Below are 15,746 nucleotides of genomic sequence, written 5' to 3' on the forward strand. Positions count from 1 at the left end.
GAGAATCGTAACGAGAGACGATATCAAGGGCCTGACTGAGCTGCATAAAAAAATCCGGAAACGAAGCGTTTCCGGATTCTTACACAGCCACTGGATCGTTCAACTGATCCTTAACTGATCGGCATTACGGCTATCAGGCCGGGATTTTTGTATTAATGGTGGTGGTGATCATGCCTGTCATCATGACGATGGTCATGGCGCCAATGCTCACGGCGTTCCCGCTCATGCCAGCGGCGTTCACGCTCACGTTTGTAAGCCTGATGGCGACGCCACTCTTCATGACGCCACCAGCGGTGATCGCTGTAGCGATAACGATCATTCCACCAACGCGGCTCACGCCAGCGGCCACCATCCCAATAGTAACCTCGACGGTCGCGATCGCCGAGATGCAGCGTGACACCCGGAGCCAGCGTCAGGGTGGCACTGTTGGCTTCTGCTGTGTGCATTGCCAGGGGTGAAAGTGTTGCCAGCAAGGCGGCAAACAAAATTGCACGTTTCATAACTTCTCCTTTTCAGTGGCTTATCACTGCCACCGTTGCGCTAGTGTGCCACATCGGTCCAGTGTTGCCTTGAGAGTGAGTCTGAAAACGTTGCGGGAAATCTGAATTGAGAATTTTCTGCTGCGGAAAATACCCGGCCTGAGCCGGGTAGGTAAGCGTTTACACTAATATGTTATGAATCGCTTCGATCTCTTCAGATGTCAGCTCGGGCTGGCTTAGCATCTCAACGGCATCATCAATTTGCGCAGTTTTACTTGCACCAATCAGCACCGACGTCACGCGTGCATCACGCAGCACCCAGCTCAGCGCCATTTGCGCCAGCTTCTGTCCACGCTGCTGGGCGATCGCCTGCAGTTTACGCACTTTTTCCATCTTCTCTTGCGTCAACTGGCTCTCATTAAGGAATTTACTGCCGCTGGCGGCACGGGAATCCTCAGGGATGCCTTGCAGATAGCGATCGGTCAGCACACCACCCGCTAGCGGAGAGAAGGCGATGCAGCCGACGCCATTATCACCCAGCACATCCAGTAGACCTTGCTCTTCCGGTGCACGTTCGAACATGGAGTATTTCGGCTGATGAATCAGGCAAGGCGTGCCCAGATCGCGCAGAATGGCAATCGCTTCGGTTGCTTTATCTGCCGGGTAATTGGAAATGGCGGCATACAGCGCTTTGCCCTGACGCACCACCTGATCGAGCGCGCGCATGGTCTCTTCCAGCGGCGTTTCCGGATCGGGACGGTGATGATAAAAGATATCGACATACTCCAGCCCCATGCGTTTCAGGCTCTGATCCAGACTTGAAATCAGATACTTGCGCGAACCCCAGTCGCCGTAAGGGCCGTCCCACATGGTGTATCCGGCTTTGGTGGAGATCACCAGCTCATCGCGCAGCCCGGCAAAATCTTCGCGCAGAATGCGACCAAAATTGGACTCCGCAGAACCCGGCGGGGGGCCGTAGTTGTTGGCAAGGTCGAAGTGCGTGATGCCACGGTCAAAGGCGTGGCGCAGGAGTTCACGGCTATTATCGACGCGCGTGCTGTCGCCAAAGTTGTGCCATAAACCCAGCGAAATGGCCGGTAATTTCAGGCCAGTACGGCCACTGCGACGATATTGCATCTGTTGATAGCGGTCGGGATGAGGAAATACAGACATGCAGCGTTCCTGTCTCAAAAAGGGAGAAAGTGACATCAGCATAGCAGTGTATGCGTTTACACTAAGCCGAAACGCGCCGAAGATCGCAACTTACAGAATTTTCTGTCGTCGTAACGATTGCTTGCCACAAATCACCATGCGCTGATGGTGATAATCTCGCCAATTCAGCCACATCGCTGATACTTCGATCATCCCCTTAAGAAGGAGCTGTCGATGAAAACCCTCAACGTTGGCGACTATTTACTGCACCGTTTACAGCAAGCTGGCATCCGTCATCTGTTCGGTGTGCCGGGTGATTACAATCTGCAATTTCTCGACAGCGTTATCGCCCACCCCGAAATTGCGTGGGTTGGCTGCGCCAATGAACTCAATGCCGCCTACGCGGCGGATGGCTACGGTCGTTGCAACGGTGCTGCTGCACTACTCACCACGTTTGGCGTGGGTGAACTGAGTGCGATTAATGGGATTGCGGGCAGCTATGCCGAATATGTCCCGGTGATTCATATTGTTGGCGCGCCAGCCAGTCGTGCGCAGCAGCAAGGTGACTGTGTACATCATTCACTGGGGGATGGCGACTTCCATCATTTCCTGCGCATGGCACAAGAGGTAAGTACCGCCAGCGCGGTGCTGACTGCGGATAATGCGGTTGAAGAAATTGACCGTGTGATATCGGAAGCGCTTAACCAGCACCGGCCCGGCTATCTGCTGCTGGCGGTGGATGTCGCGGCGACGGAGATTACGGTGCCTGATCCTCAGCCCGTTGCGCCTGTCCATCAGGACACCGCCGTTGCGACAGCTTTTGCTGCCGCCGCTAAACGCTTACTGGCTCCTGCACAGCGCGTGGCGTTACTGGCCGATTTCCTCGCTTCGCGTTGGCAATTGCAATCACCGCTGTTTGCACTCCGCCAACTACGCGCCATTCCCGCCGCTACATTACTGATGGGCAAAGGCGTGCTCGATGAACAGCAGCCCGGCTATGTGGGTACCTACGCTGCCGAAGGCAGCAGCGATGCGGTGCGCCGGGCCATTGAAGGGACGGATGTCACGCTGTGCGTCGGCGTGCGGTTTACCGATACCCTGACAGCCGGTTTCACCCAGCAGTTACCCGCAGAGCGCGTTATCGACCTGCAACCGTTTCACGCCACGGTGGGCGGAGAATGCTTTGCGCCGCTTAGCATGGCGCAAGCCCTCGCCGCATTATTGCCCGTTTATCAACGCCACTGCGTACATTGGGCACTGGCCGACACTGCATCTTGCGAAGAAATTGAGCAAAACGATGATGCGGTAATCAGTCAGCGCGCATTCTGGCAGGCGATGCAGCGCTTCCTGCTGCCGGGTGATATCATCCTGGCCGATCAGGGCACGGCCGCCTTTGGTGCAGCCGCGCTGCGTTTACCACCGGGCGCAGAATTGCTGGTGCAACCGCTATGGGGCTCGATTGGCTATACTCTACCGGCGACCTTTGGTGCACAAACGGCACAACCTGACCGACGCGTTATTTTGATTATCGGTGACGGTTCAGCGCAGCTGACGATCCAGGAGCTGGGTTCCATGCAGCGTGACGGGCAACAGCCGATTATTTTCCTGATCAATAACGACGGTTACACGGTTGAGCGGGCGATTCACGGCGCTGAACAGCGTTACAACGACATCGCACAATGGAACTGGACTGCGCTGCCACATGCGATGAGCGTAGAGTGTGCGGCACAAAGCTGGCGAGTGAGCGAAACGGTGCAGTTAACGGCGGTGATGGAGCAATTAATGCGTCAGCGTCGCCTGACGCTGGTGGAAGTGGTGATGGAAAAACAAGATCTGCCGCCGCTGTTGCGTAAAGTCACTGCAGCTCTGCACCAGCGTAACGGCGGCTAGCCACTATCCGGCTTAGGCTTTGTCGTTTTAGACCAGGCGGTGCCTGAAATCCTCACGTACACTCGTTACGCTTCGGTTTCTCCGCATCGTCCGTTTTCTGTGAGGCTGCGTCGATAACGCCTGACGTGATAAGCCCGCAGTTTCGGAAAGTTGCCTCTATACAGTGAAGCCGCTGATTGTCAGGCTGTGGCACGCACCCGAAGTGTTTACGCCCATCGTGCTGGTGGGCGTTATTGTTTTATTGGCAGGCTCTTATATAGTGTCCTGCAATTGTTTATGACCCAAGCGGAGCAGCAGAAGAATGACAAAATACGCCCTGGTCGGCGATGTGGGCGGTACCAACGCCCGTCTCGCCCTGTGTGAGGTGGAAACCGGTGCCATCTCCCAGGCCAAAACATTCTCAACATCAGACTACGACAATCTCGAAGCGGTGATTCGTGCTTATCTCGACGAACAAAAGCTGGACATTAAGCATGCCTGTATCGCAATTGCCTGTCCAATCACCGGCGATTGGGTCGAGATGACCAATCACGATTGGGCATTCTCAACGCGCGAGATGAAAGAACACCTGGCATTCGACAGCCTGGAAATCATCAATGATTTCACCGCCGTGTCGATGGCCATCCCGATGCTGACCGACGATCAAGTGATTCAGTTTGGCGGCAAAGCGCCGGTAGAAGGCAAGCCGATTGCCATTTACGGTGCCGGCACCGGATTGGGCGTGAGCCATCTGGTGCACGTGGATAAGCGCTGGATCAGCCTGCCGGGCGAGGGCGGTCACGTTGACTTCGCCCCGAACAGCGAAGAAGAGGGTGAAATTCTCGAAGTGCTGCGTGCGGAACTGGGTCACGTGTCGGCGGAGCGCGTGCTGTCAGGCTCCGGTCTGGTGAATCTCTATCGCGCCATCGTCAAATCTGATAGCCGTGAGCCTGAAAACCTCAAGCCGAAAGATGTCACCGAGCGTGCATTACAAGATAGCTGCATTGATTGTCGTCGGGCGCTGTCGCTGTTTTGCGTGATCATGGGGCGTTTCGGTGGCAACCTGGCACTCAATCTCGGCACCTTTGGTGGCGTGTACATTGCGGGGGGAATTGTGCCGCGCTTCCTCGACTTCTTCAAAGCCTCCGGCTTCCGCGCCGCGTTTGAAGACAAAGGCCGCTTCCGTGATTATCTGGTCGATATCCCGGTGTATATGATCACCCACGATCAGCCAGGCCTGCTGGGCGCGGGTGCACATTTGCGCCAAACGCTGGGTCGCGTGCTGTAATCTGTTCCGGCGAGCAGCGTCCTGCTGCTCGCTTTACAACCTCATCAACTGGCGAAACGCCTTCACCTTGCTGCGGCTCACCGGCACTTGCGCATCCAGATCGCGTAACTTCACCAGATAGGTATTGTTAAACCACGGCTCGATCTCGCGGATTTTGCTGAGGTTGACGCAGTACGATCGATGACAGCGGAAAAAGAGCGGTTCCGGCAGGCGACTGCAAAATTCACTGATCGCCATCGACATCACGTACGCTTCGCGGCGGGTATAAACAAACGTCAGTTTTTCGTGCGCTTCAACATAATAGATATCGTTGATATCTGTCACGATAATGCGCTCATCTTTCACCAGATTAACGGTTTGCGGCGCGCTTTGCTGAGTGGATGGCTGTGCGAGGTGCTGCTGTGCACTGGCCTCCAGCTTGTTCAGCATGGTGATAATACGCGACTCATGATAGGGCTTAAGGATGTAGTCAAACGCATCCAGCTCAAACGCATCCACCGCATGCTCTTTCCATGCGGTGATAAACACTATCAACGGCTTATGCGCAAATTGGCTAATGTTTTGGGCCAGCAGCATGCCATCCAGCGAAGGAATGTTGATGTCGAGGAAAATGACATCGACGCGATGGTTTTGCAGATACTTCAGCACTTCCAGCCCATCATCAAAACAGGCTTCGATAGTGATCTGACTGTGCTGCTGGATCATCCAGCTCAACTCTTGCTGAGCAAGGAACTCGTCTTCGACGATAATGGCTTTCACGCGCTGGGTTCCGTGATATGGCTCAACGGTGCAGCCAGACGCTGACCGTTTTTGCTCAGAGTGAAGGCGATTTCCGTTCCCGGATGATGACGCGTGATGCTCAGACCCCGGCCAGAAAGCAGCTTCACCCGATGATGCACATTAAGCAGCCCGATTTTGTTACCCGGCATCTCATCGCGTGCCACCCGGCCAATCACCTCTTCACTGATACCCGCGCCCGTATCGCGCACCGCAACGCGCACATAATCACCGAGGTCTTTCACACTCAAGGTCACCACCCCTTTGCCACGGCAGGGCTGAATCCCGTGCACAATGGCATTTTCCACCAGAGGCTGAATCAGCAAACTGGGCAGCGTGAAGTGCAGATCTTCATCAATGTCATAAATCATCGACAGCTTATCGCCAAAGCGCGCCTGTTCAATCGCGATGTAATCCTTCACCTGCCACAACTCTTTTTTAATATCGATCAGCTCGTCATCGTTCAGCTCAAGGTTGTAACGCAAATAGCGCGACAGATTGATCACCAACTGACGTGCCGTATCTGGATTGAGACGAATGGAAGAGGAGATAGCATTCAGCGCGTTAAACAGGAAGTGCGGGTTAATTTTGCTCTGCAACGCGCGTAGTTCCGCTTTGTTCGCCATCTCACGTAGCTGCTCCGCGCGCGATACCTCCAGCTGGGTGGAGATAATTTGCGACAAACCAATGGCCATCTCTTTTAGCGATCCGGTAATGCGATGTGCACGGCGATAATAGATTTTTAGCGTGCCTGTGACTTCCCCTTTTTCCCAAAGGGGAATAACCAGCATCGAGTGAATATCTTTGGTGCGATGCGCCTCATCATTATTCTTGATGATGATTTTGCCGCTCGCAATCGACTGCGCCGTGGTAGGGCTGATGCCATCATCCCCGTTGTGATAGTTATGCTCACCGTAACCGACGTAGGCAAGAATCTGTTGGGTATTGGTGATGGCCACGGCATCGGCATGAATATCGCTGCGAATGATATCGCACACCTGACGCAACGATTGGCTATTCACCTGACGAAACAGCGGCAACGTTTTATTGGCTATCTCCAGTGCCAGCTTGGCCTGGCGCGCTGCTATCGCTTCTTTTTCACCTTCCACGCTTTGCACTAACAGTACAATCAAGCCAATGCTCGATGCGCCGAGAATCATCGGTAACGCGATCTCAGAAACAATCGAAAAGCCCAGCGCCATCGGTCGAGCCCACAGCACAATCAGCAACATGGTGAGGGTTTCGCACAGCATGCCGCCAAGAATACCGGCGCGCCAGCGCTGCTCTTTGCTCACGCGACGATTGATAAACCCAGAAGCGACACCGGCAACGATGCTGGTAATCAGGCAAGGCACGGCCGTGACGCCATCCATATCGATCAGATAACGATGGATGCCCGCGATCACCCCGGTGGCTATACCAACCCACGGGCCAAACAGAATGCCGCCGGACATCACCGCAATCACACGCACGTTGAGCAGCGAGCCATCGACGTTAATGCCCGACCAGGTACTGAACAACGCAAACAGCGAGAAAATCGCCGTCACCACCACTTTCTCTTTGATCGAATGCTCATCTTTCTGCAGCAGCTGACGGAATACCCGCGTGCGGGTAAGGAAGAACAGACAAATCAGCATCAGCGCAGCGCGGTCAAATACCGCCAGCAGCATGTCGAAGTGGGAAGGCAAGGGCATCTCTCGGAGTGAACCAGGGTGAGGGTATGATAAAAAATGTGATCAAGATCTGCCAGCGCCGCGACACCCGCAAAACGCTTCTCATGGTTTAGATCAATTTTCCTGCCAAATTCTCCAGCATCCTCCACGCGGTTTTAAAAACAGCAACGCATTAGCTCAAGGCCAGAAAGGGCAAGCCCAAAGATCAAAGAGCCTCCAATGGCCTACCAATTTCTCCAGAAAGCTCTGTACGGTTTTTCAAACAGCAACGCATCCAGCTCAAGGCCAGAACGGGCCAGCCCGAAGATCCAAGAGCCTCTAATGGCCTACCAATTTCTCCAGAAAGCTCTGTACGGTTTTTCAAACAGCAACGCATTCAGCTCAAGGCCTGAGCGGGTAAGCCCGAAGATCAAAGAGCCTCCAATGGCCTATCAATTTCTCCAGAAAGCTCTGTACGGTTTTTCAAACAGCAACGCATTCAGCTCAAGGCCAGAACGGGCCAGCCCGAAGAGCAAAGCGTCTGGGCCATGGATGGCCCAGCCGATCTGCAGGGATGCGTGTTGTCTTTGCGATCGGGCTGGCCCGTTCTGGCCTGGCACCCAACCAACAGCGACTATAAACTCAACTCCCAACTCCCAACTCCCAACTCCTAAAATCCCCCACACTCCCCAAAAAGAGGAAAACTTGAGTAACAAAAAGAGGATTAGTTATCCCTACGCAGAACGCTGGTTGTAAATCACGCGGTTTGCTATGTTGCCATGAGTTATTTCGCGGAGCGCAGCAATGCAACTTCTTACCCCTCGCTTGTCCCTGACACGCTTACAACCCGAAGACTGGCAAATCTTCAAAGTCGTACACGAAGATCCCGACACCATGACCTGGGTCAGTGAAATCCCTGACGAAAACGACATACGGCAGCGCTTCACCGAACGCCTCGCGCCCTGGCAAGTCACCAGCTTCCACATGCTGTGCCTGGTGGCACGCCTGCGCGAAACCAATGAACCGATCGGCCTGTTTGGATGCAGTGCCGAATGGCAGCCTTATCGGCAAGCTGAGGTCGGCTACATGCTCTGCCATCGCTTCACCGGAAACGGCTATGGCAGTGAAGCGCTCAAGGCACTGTGCGACTTCTTGCTACAGGCAGAATTTCATAAACTCAAAGCGCTGGTCATAGAGGGGAATTGGCCGTCCCGACGCATTCTGGAAAAGAATGGTTTCACACTTGAGGGCACCCTTCGGGATAATTATCTGCTAAACGACCAATGGGTAAACGATTGGGTGCTGGGTCGCCTGAATCCGCAACATTAAAAAAATATTCTGTTGCTCTCGACAATTCTGTTATCAGCGCGTTATGTTCTTACCTCGGTCACCGCAGTGACCAGCGTCGCTCGGACGGTCCGGGCGCCTACGTAAACCAGAGGACATCATGGCTGATAACAGCACACCCCGTCGTTTCTCGCGTATTGAACGCCTTCCCCCGTATGTATTTAACATCACCGCTGAATTGAAGATGGCTGCGCGTCGGCGCGGCGAAGACATCATCGATTTCTCAATGGGGAACCCGGATGGACCCACGCCGCCACACATCGTGGAAAAACTCTGTCAGGTAGCGCAGCGCGAAGACACGCACGGTTACTCCACCTCGAAAGGTATTCCTCGCCTGCGTCGCGCCATCTCGCGCTGGTACGCAGATCGCTATCAGGTGGAGATCGATCCCGAATCAGAAGCCATTGTCACCATCGGTTCCAAAGAAGGGCTGGCGCACCTGATGCTGGCGACGCTCGACCATGGCGACACCGTCCTGGTGCCCAATCCGAGCTACCCGATTCACATCTACGGCGCGGTGATCGCCGGTGCGCAAGTGCGTTCCGTCCCCTTGGTGGCAGGCGTTGACTTCTTCAACGAGCTTGAACGCGCCATCCGCGAAAGTTATCCGAAACCGAAGATGATGATCCTCGGCTTCCCTTCGAATCCCACTTCACAGTGCGTCGAACTCGACTTCTTCGAACGTGTAATTGCGCTGGCGAAACAGTACAACGTGCTGGTCATCCACGATCTGGCTTACGCCGACATCACCTATGATGGCTGGAAAGCGCCGTCGATTATGCAGGTGCCGGGGGCGCGCGACGTAGCGGTGGAATTCTTCACCCTGTCGAAAAGCTACAACATGGCAGGCTGGCGTATCGGCTTTATGGTGGGTAACAAAGAATTGGTATCCGCGCTGGCGCGTATCAAAAGCTACCACGATTACGGCACCTTCACCCCGCTGCAGGTCGCGGCGATTGCCGCACTCGAAGGCGATCAGCAATGCGTGCGTGATATCGCCGAGCAGTATAAACGCCGTCGCGATGTGCTGGTGAAAGGGCTGCATGAAGCGGGCTGGATGGTCGATCTGCCAAAAGCCTCAATGTATGTCTGGGCGAAAATTCCCGATCACTATGCGCATCTCGGTTCGCTGGAGTTCGCTAAACTGCTGCTGCAGGAAGCCAAAGTGTGCGTCTCACCGGGCATCGGCTTTGGTGACTACGGTGATACCCATGTGCGATTTGCTCTGATTGAAAACAGCGATCGTATTCGTCAGGCGGTACGTGGCATCAAAGCCATGTTCCGTGCGGATGGTATATTGCCGGGAACGGTAAAAGCGCTGGAAGAAGAAGAGTAAAACTAAGAAGGGCGACTTTGGTCGCCCCGCCTGGCAGGATTTATTTGAGCATCAGCACGAAGGTGCCTACCCAGATTAACAGGAAGAAAGAAACTCCCATCAAAGCATATCTCACAAAACGACTCCTCTGAGCGATTACCATGCTGGTGATCCCACTCCAGCGTAACCCGAACAGAATAAGAGAAAGGTGAAGTTCATAACCGCTGCACGCTTTCTTCTCAGGTGGTTCCAAGCGAACTCAGAACAGGATCGAGCGCTAATTTACGCGCAATCGATCCGAAAATAAATAGGCCAGTTCTGAGAGATTGCTCACATTTTCATCGGGCGTCAATTTCCGGTATCGCGGACATGCCCACACGCAGTTGTGCCAAATCGGGTTGGTTGGCATCCAGCACAATTTTCACCGGTAAACGCTGCACCACCTTGGTGTAATTACCGGTGGCATTGTCCGGTGAAATGGCGGAGAAGGTCGCGCCCGTCGCCGGTGCAATGCTGTCAACATGACCGGTAAAGGTCTTGCCAGGCAGCGCATCGACTCTCACCACCGCTCTCTGTCCCGGCTGCACATCGGCCAGCTGAGTTTCAAGATAGTTGGCGGTGATATAGGTTTGCTGCAAGGGCACCACCGCCAGCAAACGCGTTCCGGCGCTAACGTAAGCGCCCAATCGCACCGAACGCTGACCCACCATACCGTCTACCGGTGCCACAATCCGCGTATAAGATAGATTCAGCTTCGCCTGATCCACGCTGGCCTGCGCTGCTGTCACATCGGCCTCTGCCTGACGCACGGCCGCTTGTAACACGCCAACCTGTTTCATCGATGCAGCCAGTGCAGCTTCACTCTGCCGCACAGCAGCAGACGCTGAACGTTGGGTTGAACTGGCTTTCTGCTGCTCATCTGCGGCAATGGTGCCGCTTTTATACAGCTGGTTATAACGCGCCGCACTCTGTCCTGCGTATTGCGCAGACGCCTGGCTCGCCGCCAGGGTCGCTTTGGCTTCATCAATGGTTGATTGCTGCTGCTCCAGTTGAGCCTGGCTGCTCAGGCGTTTGGCATCGCTGACCTGCAAATTCGCCTGCGCCGTTTCCAGCGCCACGCGGTAATCGCGATCGTCAAGCGTGGCTAGCAGTTCACCCGCTTTCACTCGCTGGTTATCCTGCACATTCACACTGGCGATATAGCCGGACACTTTCGGCGCCACCAGGGTGTAATCCGCATTTACATAGGCATCATCAGTGCGATGATCGTTGCCGGTCATTGATGACCAGACAAAAAAGGCCATGGCCAGCAACACGATTAATAGGGCACTCAACAGCACCGTTCTTTTCAAGGCAAAAGCTTGCATATCAGTTATCTCGACGTCGTCGTAACAGGTTGAATCAGGGTTTGTGGCGGCCAGACACGTTTTGGCAACCAGGCAGTCAGTAGTAAAAGCAGGGCGGCGAAACCAATCAGCATTTGGTAGCAGTCACTCAGGCTGAGCACCATCGCCTGATGCTTCAGCAGTGTCGCGAAACCGCTCAGGTTCTCTGCGCTACTGGCGCTGCCATCCGGTAATAAAGGAAAGCTGCTGCTGGATTGGGCGCTGCTGGGCGCGGTCATCAGCCAGGGGCGACTGGCGGCATTGCCCACCAGCACGCTGGAGTGAAACTGTTCCCGGTGGCTGATAAACCATTCCACCAGGGTGCTGGCGGCAATGCTGGAGAAACCGCGCACCGTATTGAACATCGCGGAGGCAAATGGGCCTTCCGGTGGCGCAACCACGCTGGTGGCGCTCATCAACACCGGCAGAATCACCATCGGTTGACCGAAAGCCTGCAAAATTTGGATGACCCAGAAATTCTGTCGCGCCCAGTCACTGGTAATGTTCATGCCCATCAGGCAGGAGATCACCAGCAGCGTCACGCCAGCAGTCAGCATCCAGCGGCAATCAATCCAGCGGATATTGAGCAGTGCTGCCACCAGTGGGGCGATCAGTAATTGCGGCAAGCCGATGGTTAACGCCAGCGGCGCGAATTGCAGTGTGCGAAAACCTTCTACCTGGCCAAGATAGGCGGAGGGCAGCGCGGATCCGGAAAGCGACAGAATCAACACGCCCGCCAGCGCCAGCAAACCGTGTGCGAGATTGTGACGGCGCAGCATCTGCAATTTGAACAGCGGCAACGGGTGAAACCATTCATTAATAAAGAACACAGTCAGCAATGCCAGCGCGCTCAATAATAGCGCCGCAAACAGCGGTGAACTGAGCCAGTCAAGGCGTTCCCCTTGCGTCAGCGCCAGAATCAGCAGCGCCATGCCTGAGCAACCGGTCAGCATGCCGAACAGGTCTATCTGCTTAAAACGCTCGAAGCGCAGCGGGTCTTGAGGTAAGCCCCAGCCAATCAACAGCATGGCGATCAGCATTGACGGGATAACTTGCCAAAACACGAACATCCAGCTCACTTCATCGGTCCAGAAAGCGGCAAGCGTGGCGGCGAGATTGGGTCCAAAGGTGGCGGTTAGCGCGTAGGCGCCAAGGCCATAAAGTTTGATCGGCGGCGGCAGAAAACGCAGTGCCACGGTCATCAGTAACGGTGGCAATGCACCGCCAAACAGACCCTGAATCACGCGCAGCGCAATAAACAGTGTGGCGTTCGGCATTAAAGGCAGCAGCAAACCGCACAGCATAAAGCCAGCGGAAACCGCCAGAGCAAAACGACGCAGGGAAAAGGTCACGGCAAACCACGGCGCGATCATCATCGCGGCCACTTCTGCCGCCTGATAAGCGGAAATGATCCAACTGCCTTGATCGTAGCTAATGCCGATGGCGGCACGGATATCCGCCAACGCAATATCCGTCACGCGGTCATTTAATCCGGAGGTGAGCGCAGCAATCAGCACGCCAACCAATCCCAGCGCCAGGCGCAGGGTAAACGGATGGGGAGCCGGAGCCGCAACAGGCTGGGCGTTCATAACAGGTGTCTCGTTTTATTATTGATGCAGTGTATTGCTATGTGATACATGTCGCATCTTACATCTCGGTATGATGTATTGCAATGTGATACAGGGTGTAAAAGTGCGGTCATTCGCGCTAAAGTAGGGCAGGCCAAAAAGGAACGCACAATGGTTGAACTTCCCTCAAGCCGTGAGGATGAAAAAGCGGGTGGCATTCAGGTCATCGCGCGTGCGGCAAAAATTCTGAATGCGCTGGGTGAACATCCGGGCGGCATGAGTCTGGGCGAAATTGCGCAGGTGGTCGATCTGCCACGTTCAACGGTGCAGCGTATTATCGCCGCGCTGGATAGCGCGCAACTGGTGCGCAGCAGCGGGGCGGGCGGGCTTCGTCTGGGACCGGCACTGCTCAAGCTGATCTCCAGCGTGCACAGTGATGTGGTCGAAATCGTCCGTCCGTTTCTGGAACAACTCTCCGCCGACATCAACGAAACCGTTTCGCTGGCACGCGCCAGTGGCACGCAGTTAGCGATTGTTCACTATGTGGTGGCATCCCGGGAATTGCGCGTGGTGCCACGCATTGGTTTGAATCTCCCGCTCTACAGCACTTCAGGCGGTCGTGCACTGCTGGCACTGGAAAGTGATGAAGATGTGCGCGTGATGGTCGGCGAAGCGTATAAAGAGTTGACCGAAATGACGGTGAAAACTTTGCCACAACTGCTGGAGCTGATTGCTGAGGTGCGTAACAGCGGTCTGGCCATTGATCGTGGCGAAACACTGGAAGGAATTTCCACCATGGCGGTGGCGATTGACACGCTATTCGGTCGCTTCTCCATTTCGCTGCTGGTGCCGACGGCGCGTTTTCATAAACAGGAAGCGCGTTATCGTGATGAAATCATGAAATGCAAAGAGGCGCTGATTCGCGAAATTGGCAAAATGACCGCTGTGGAAGGATAACCAACTGATGAAAACCTTGCTGATGGCCATTGATAATTCACCGGTGGCAGAAAAAGTCATCGCGTTAACCATTGAACAGGCGCTGGCGCAACAGGCGCAGGTCACGGTGTTGTGCTGTGTCGATCCCGCTTATTCCTCCTGCAATCAGCCGATCGAAATCGATGCGGGCGAAGATCCGGATGATTTCGTCGCGGCAAAAGATGAACAAAATACCGCTGAAATGGTGGTGCGTCACGCGCTGGCCCCGCTACTGCGTACCGGTGTGGCTGCCAAAGGTTTGATTCTGGCTGGTGAAGCCGCGGAAACCATTGTGGCGCAGTCCAATGCACTGAAGGCCAGCATGATCATCATCGGTCGCCGTCATCTTTCTCCTTTTAATCGCTTACTTAAAGGTTCGGTGAGTGCGGCTGTGATTGAGCGCGCCAACTGCCCGGTTCTGATTGACGTTCGCAAGGATTAATCACGCTCCATGTTTTCCCTCTTACCTATCACGCTGGCGGCGTTTGCGCTGCTGGCGGTGATTATCATCGTTCTGATCCGCACCACGGCACTCCGCTTATGGCAGGGGTTAGTGCTGTTTTTACTGCCGTTAATCCTGGCGAACATGCTGTGGTTTAGCTGGTTACATCCACGTCAGGAGCGACAGGCGCTGGAAAGCGAGGTGGCAAATCAGTTAAGCCTCGCACCCGGCTATCGTCAGCTCAAAACACAGGAGCCGGCGCTGTGGCAAATGCTTAATCGCGAGTTACTGCACAAGCGTATGGAAGGCGTGCCTGCTGACCAGGCGCTGGGCGAGTTACGTGGATGGCTGATGGATCTGGTTAATCAGCGTATGGCGCGTGCAGATGACGAGACGCTGCTCAATTATTTGCGTGTGTCAGTGCAGGAGATGCAGGCACTGCAGCAGCCGGAGCCACAACGCTGCTTCCGCTTCCTTTACCCGCAGGTAAATGGCGGCATCAATTTGCAACAAGCGCTGTCACCGACGTTGTACCAGCGAGATGCCCTGGCTTTAGATATGCTCCTGAAAAACAGCACAGGCGAAGAGCGACCGATCGATCAGCAGGGCGCACAACGTGATTTGCAGAGCGTCGTGGAGAAACTTTACGGCAAGTGGGGTGATAAACTTCAGCAACTCAACATGCCTGCTGATACTGCTGTTGATCGCAGCGCCATGTGTGCCATGTCGATTGATCTTTACAGCGGCATTCTCGCATTGCCTGCCAAACAGTCCGCCAACCTTTTGCGTAAGATGGTCAGCCTTACCGGTTAGGTTTACGCGTAAAAAAAAGCCCGCTCAGCGCGGGCATAAAGGTCACTTTCCGTTTTTTTTCTCGTGTCACCTGGTGTGGTGCAGACTTCGTGCTGTCTGAAAGCATCATGGCATCGGTTAAGTGATATGAAAAACCGTTTGGTTTTATTGATTTGATTGGTAAAAACTTTTTAAAAATGACTATTTCGCGCCAGTTTCCTATAGATGCGTGCGGCATAGGCATTTAGACTGCTTCGCCTGGAAGAGGACACCCTAATGAAAAAAATGCTTATTAGCGCGCTCGCGCTTTTTATGCTGGCCGGTTGTAGTGTCAGCAAACCCGGTGGATTTGAACGTGTCGATGAAGATAAAAGCTCAAATACCGTGCAATATCGTTATGACCCGCAAACGTTGAATAAAGATGCGATGGAAGTCGATCTGGCGAATTATTGTAACCAGCGTGGATTTGATAAAGTGGAATCGCTGCCGGCACAGGACAGCCATCTGCCCGGATTAAAGAAAGCCTGGTATCAATGTAATTACGCGGTAAAAAGCTAAAAGAAAGGGCGGGATAAATTCCTAATGCCAGTCAGTTAAGCCTGACTGGCATTTTTTCTTCTTGCTGTCGGATATTTATAGGGTCTCTCTTTCACCACCCTTGGGAACGAGCGCTCCCGTCGTCCCGGCAGTCTGACCATCTCTGCT

Annotated in this window: 16 protein-coding genes; 8 read left to right on the plus strand and 8 right to left on the minus strand. The window is 54.4% G+C overall.

Features of this window, described 5'->3' with window-relative positions; genetic code table 11:
• Window positions 1-152: 152 nt before the first annotated feature.
• The gene (locus F3J37_RS27135) at window positions 153-500 is read right to left on the minus strand and encodes a DUF2502 domain-containing protein (protein WP_166936719.1); all 348 of its coding nucleotides are present in this window, start codon (window positions 498-500) and stop codon (window positions 153-155) included.
• Between the two features lie 159 nt (window positions 501-659).
• Complete coding sequence (mgrA, locus tag F3J37_RS27140; RefSeq protein WP_166936721.1) at window positions 660-1,652, minus strand: L-glyceraldehyde 3-phosphate reductase; 993 nt, start codon at window positions 1,650-1,652, stop codon at window positions 660-662.
• Between the two features lie 213 nt (window positions 1,653-1,865).
• Here mgrA and F3J37_RS27145 point away from each other — a divergent pair, with 213 nt between their 5' ends.
• Both F3J37_RS27145 and glk read left to right on the plus strand, forming a co-directional pair.
• Window positions 1,866-3,521 carry an alpha-keto acid decarboxylase family protein gene (locus tag F3J37_RS27145; RefSeq protein WP_166936723.1) on the plus strand — a complete coding sequence of 552 codons (1,656 nt, stop codon included), beginning with the start codon at window positions 1,866-1,868 and terminating at the stop codon, window positions 3,519-3,521.
• 301 nt (window positions 3,522-3,822) lie between these two features.
• Window positions 3,823-4,788: a glucokinase gene (glk, locus tag F3J37_RS27150; protein WP_166936725.1), complete on the plus strand. Its 966-nt coding sequence runs from the start codon at window positions 3,823-3,825 to the stop codon at window positions 4,786-4,788.
• 33 nt (window positions 4,789-4,821) lie between these two features.
• Here glk and F3J37_RS27155 read toward each other — a convergent pair whose 3' ends face one another.
• Together F3J37_RS27155 and F3J37_RS27160 are read right to left on the minus strand one after the other, a co-directional pair.
• Window positions 4,822-5,547, minus strand: a complete 726-nt coding sequence (locus tag F3J37_RS27155) for a LytR/AlgR family response regulator transcription factor (RefSeq protein WP_166936727.1) — start codon at window positions 5,545-5,547, stop codon at window positions 4,822-4,824.
• Window positions 5,544-7,235, minus strand: coding sequence for a sensor histidine kinase (locus F3J37_RS27160; RefSeq protein ID WP_304622181.1), 1,692 nt, complete (start codon window positions 7,233-7,235; stop codon window positions 5,544-5,546). The genes F3J37_RS27155 and F3J37_RS27160 overlap by 4 nt, the downstream gene beginning before the upstream one ends.
• A gap of 786 nt (window positions 7,236-8,021) precedes the next feature.
• Between F3J37_RS27160 and F3J37_RS27165 the strand changes: the two genes are divergently transcribed.
• Together F3J37_RS27165 and alaC are read left to right on the plus strand one after the other, a co-directional pair.
• A complete protein-coding gene (locus tag F3J37_RS27165) occupies window positions 8,022-8,546 on the plus strand; it encodes a GNAT family N-acetyltransferase (protein WP_166936728.1) in 525 nt (174 codons plus the stop codon).
• A gap of 118 nt (window positions 8,547-8,664) precedes the next feature.
• Window positions 8,665-9,900, plus strand: a complete 1,236-nt coding sequence (alaC, locus tag F3J37_RS27170; protein ID WP_038645618.1) for an alanine transaminase — start codon at window positions 8,665-8,667, stop codon at window positions 9,898-9,900.
• Window positions 9,901-9,940: 40 nt separating this feature from the next.
• On the opposite strand, the gene ypdK is transcribed toward alaC, so the two are convergent.
• From ypdK to F3J37_RS27185, 3 genes are all read right to left on the minus strand, one after another.
• Window positions 9,941-10,015, minus strand: a complete 75-nt coding sequence (gene ypdK, locus F3J37_RS28565) for a membrane protein YpdK (RefSeq protein WP_100701370.1) — start codon at window positions 10,013-10,015, stop codon at window positions 9,941-9,943.
• A 202-nt stretch (window positions 10,016-10,217) separates the two neighbouring features.
• Window positions 10,218-11,246: an HlyD family secretion protein gene (locus tag F3J37_RS27180; protein ID WP_058959049.1), complete on the minus strand. Its 1,029-nt coding sequence runs from the start codon at window positions 11,244-11,246 to the stop codon at window positions 10,218-10,220.
• Between the two features lie 5 nt (window positions 11,247-11,251).
• Window positions 11,252-12,853, minus strand: coding sequence for an MFS transporter (locus F3J37_RS27185; RefSeq protein ID WP_034825211.1), 1,602 nt, complete (start codon window positions 12,851-12,853; stop codon window positions 11,252-11,254).
• 150 nt (window positions 12,854-13,003) lie between these two features.
• On the opposite strand from F3J37_RS27185, the gene F3J37_RS27190 reads away from it, so the two are divergent.
• From F3J37_RS27190 to F3J37_RS27205, 4 genes are all read left to right on the plus strand, one after another.
• On the plus strand, window positions 13,004-13,789 hold the full coding sequence (locus F3J37_RS27190; protein WP_034825209.1) for an IclR family transcriptional regulator: 786 nt from the start codon (window positions 13,004-13,006) through the stop codon (window positions 13,787-13,789).
• Window positions 13,790-13,796: 7 nt separating this feature from the next.
• Entirely contained in the window at window positions 13,797-14,249 is a 453-nt protein-coding gene (locus F3J37_RS27195; RefSeq protein ID WP_166936730.1) for a universal stress protein, read from the plus strand.
• A gap of 9 nt (window positions 14,250-14,258) precedes the next feature.
• Window positions 14,259-15,062, plus strand: a complete 804-nt coding sequence (locus F3J37_RS27200; protein ID WP_058959045.1) for a hypothetical protein — start codon at window positions 14,259-14,261, stop codon at window positions 15,060-15,062.
• Window positions 15,063-15,317: 255 nt separating this feature from the next.
• Window positions 15,318-15,599, plus strand: a complete 282-nt coding sequence (locus F3J37_RS27205) for a putative periplasmic lipoprotein (RefSeq protein ID WP_038645632.1) — start codon at window positions 15,318-15,320, stop codon at window positions 15,597-15,599.
• 35 nt (window positions 15,600-15,634) lie between these two features.
• Here F3J37_RS27205 and F3J37_RS28300 read toward each other — a convergent pair.
• A partial coding sequence (locus F3J37_RS28300) for a hypothetical protein (protein WP_237449463.1) occupies window positions 15,635-15,746 on the minus strand: 112 nt, incomplete at its 5' end.

Origin of the sequence: Candidatus Pantoea communis (assembly GCF_011752685.1) — a bacterium.
Taxonomy (GTDB): Bacteria; Pseudomonadota; Gammaproteobacteria; order Enterobacterales; family Enterobacteriaceae; genus Pantoea; species Pantoea communis.

Bases quoted from the DNA above. Each gene is read 5' to 3' on its own strand.
- F3J37_RS27135 (WP_166936719.1), bottom strand. From the start codon at position 500: ATGAAACGTGCAATTTTGTTTGCCGCCTTGCTGGCAACACTTTCACCC.
- mgrA (WP_166936721.1), bottom strand. From the start codon at position 1,652: ATGTCTGTATTTCCTCATCCCGACCGCTATCAACAGATGCAATATCGT.
- F3J37_RS27145 (WP_166936723.1), top strand. From the start codon at position 1,866: ATGAAAACCCTCAACGTTGGCGACTATTTACTGCACCGTTTACAGCAA.
- glk (WP_166936725.1), top strand. From the start codon at position 3,823: ATGACAAAATACGCCCTGGTCGGCGATGTGGGCGGTACCAACGCCCGT.
- F3J37_RS27160 (WP_304622181.1), bottom strand. From the start codon at position 7,235: ATGCTGCTGGCGGTATTTGACCGCGCTGCGCTGATGCTGATTTGTCTG.
- F3J37_RS27165 (WP_166936728.1), top strand. From the start codon at position 8,022: ATGCAACTTCTTACCCCTCGCTTGTCCCTGACACGCTTACAACCCGAA.
- alaC (WP_038645618.1), top strand. From the start codon at position 8,665: ATGGCTGATAACAGCACACCCCGTCGTTTCTCGCGTATTGAACGCCTT.
- F3J37_RS27180 (WP_058959049.1), bottom strand. From the start codon at position 11,246: ATGCAAGCTTTTGCCTTGAAAAGAACGGTGCTGTTGAGTGCCCTATTA.
- F3J37_RS27185 (WP_034825211.1), bottom strand. From the start codon at position 12,853: ATGAACGCCCAGCCTGTTGCGGCTCCGGCTCCCCATCCGTTTACCCTG.
- F3J37_RS27190 (WP_034825209.1), top strand. From the start codon at position 13,004: ATGGTTGAACTTCCCTCAAGCCGTGAGGATGAAAAAGCGGGTGGCATT.
- F3J37_RS27195 (WP_166936730.1), top strand. From the start codon at position 13,797: ATGAAAACCTTGCTGATGGCCATTGATAATTCACCGGTGGCAGAAAAA.
- F3J37_RS27200 (WP_058959045.1), top strand. From the start codon at position 14,259: ATGTTTTCCCTCTTACCTATCACGCTGGCGGCGTTTGCGCTGCTGGCG.
- F3J37_RS27205 (WP_038645632.1), top strand. From the start codon at position 15,318: ATGAAAAAAATGCTTATTAGCGCGCTCGCGCTTTTTATGCTGGCCGGT.